This is a genomic window from Nitriliruptor sp. (genome assembly GCF_040882075.1).
Classification (GTDB): domain Bacteria; phylum Actinomycetota; class Nitriliruptoria; order Nitriliruptorales; family Nitriliruptoraceae; genus Nitriliruptor.
In genome coordinates, this window is sequence record NZ_JBBEBZ010000224.1 from 1 (window position 1) to 1,650 (window position 1,650).

Sequence of the window (1,650 nt, forward strand, 5' to 3'; positions counted from 1 at the left end):
CCTGGAACCACCGAAAAACCTCGCTGAATGCGGTGTTGGTTCCAATGGAAATGCCTCCTGACCTGGGATGATGCGGGTGTCTGAAGTCCGCAGCGCCCAGCAACAGAAGGCATCTCGCAGATGCGATCATCGCACAAGCTCGCCCGGGTTGAAACCACCTTCGACGAGGACAACCTCGTTCCCAACGCGGGGCTGCAGGTCCCGGCCGCGTTGGCCCAGAAGCTCGGCGTCGCCGAGCTCGTCGATGAGCGGGTGCGACTGCCCGAGAAGGTGGCGGGTCGGGCCAACTGTGGCACCAAGGCGATGACGGTGATCGGGGCGATGCTGGCCGGGGCGGATTCGATCGACGACACCGACATCCTGCGGGCCGGCGCGGCCCCCGAGCTGTTCGATCAGATCCGGGCGCCCTCGACGATCGGGACCTGGCTGCGGGCCTTCAACTGGGCGGCGGTGCGGATGCTGGATGCGGTCTCTCGCGGCGTGCTGGTCCGCGCGTGGCAGGCCGGGCTGGGCCCGGATCTGGATGCCGATCTCACGATTGATCTGGACTCCACGGTGTGCGAGGTCTACGGCACCGCCAAGCAGGGCGCGAAGTTCGGCTACACCAAGGTGCGCGGCTACCACCCGCTGCTGGCCACGCTGGCCGGCACGGGCGAGGTGCTGCACGCGCGGATGCGGGGCGGCAACGCCGGTTCGGCCCGCGGGGCCGGCAGCCTGGTGCGCGAGACCATCTCCCGCGTGCGCAACGCGGGCGCGACCGGCGCGTTGACGTTGCGGGCCGATTCGGCGTTCTATTCCAGGACCTTCATTCGTGCCTGCCGCGACCACGACGCCCGGTTCTCGGTCACCGTCAAACAGCTCAAGCCCATCAAGGAGGCGATCGCGGCCATCCCCGACCAGGACTGGGTGCCGATCGACTACTGGCTCGCCGGCGGCGCGGACGTGGCCGAGACCACCTACACCGCGTTCAAGAACACCAAGGATGAGATCGCCCTGCGGCTGATCGTCCGCCGGGTGCGGCCCACCCCTGGCTCACAGCTCGCACTGGACGTGGTGTTCGACTACCACGCGATCCTCACCGACCGTGACGGTGAGATGCTCGAGCTCGAAGCCGACCACCGCGCCCATGCGGTGGTCGAGCTCGCCATCCGCGACGTCAAGGCCGGCGGGCTCGCGCATGTGCCCTCGGGCAAGTTCAACGCCAACGCGGCCTGGCTCGCGCTGGCGATCCTCGCCCACAACCTGGGCCGCTGGAGCTTGAAGGCCGCCGGCGCTGCCTGGGAGCATGCGACCACCCAGACGTTGCGGACCAAGCTGGTCACGATGCCCGCCCGGCTGGTGCACACCGGCCGCCGGATCAAACTCCGGGCTCCCACCAACTGGCCCTGGCGCGAGGCCTTCACCAACGCCCTGACGCGGATCGCGGCGATCCCCGCACCCACCTAAAGCCTCGCCCGTCGTCCCTCCGCCCGCCACAGACCCCATCGACTCCCGCCCCGGACAAGCGCCGGGACCGTCGGCATGCCCACGCCGGGTCAGAAACCCGGTTGCCCGAGCCGCTGACCGCGCCGGCAGGCCACCAACACCACCTGGCCCCCTCGAATCCTGCTACGACAGCCCCGTCACGAAGCCGGACGGTGGATTGAGGCT

The 1,650-nt window shown here is 69.2% G+C and carries 1 protein-coding gene; it reads left to right on the forward strand.

Annotated features, from left to right (window positions below):
• The first annotated feature begins 120 nt into the window (after positions 1–120).
• Positions 121–1,446 (forward strand): IS1380 family transposase, encoded by a 1,326-nt coding sequence (locus tag WEB03_RS16220; RefSeq protein WP_368071962.1) that lies wholly within the window; start codon positions 121–123, stop codon positions 1,444–1,446.
• Positions 1,447–1,650 lie beyond the last annotated feature (204 nt).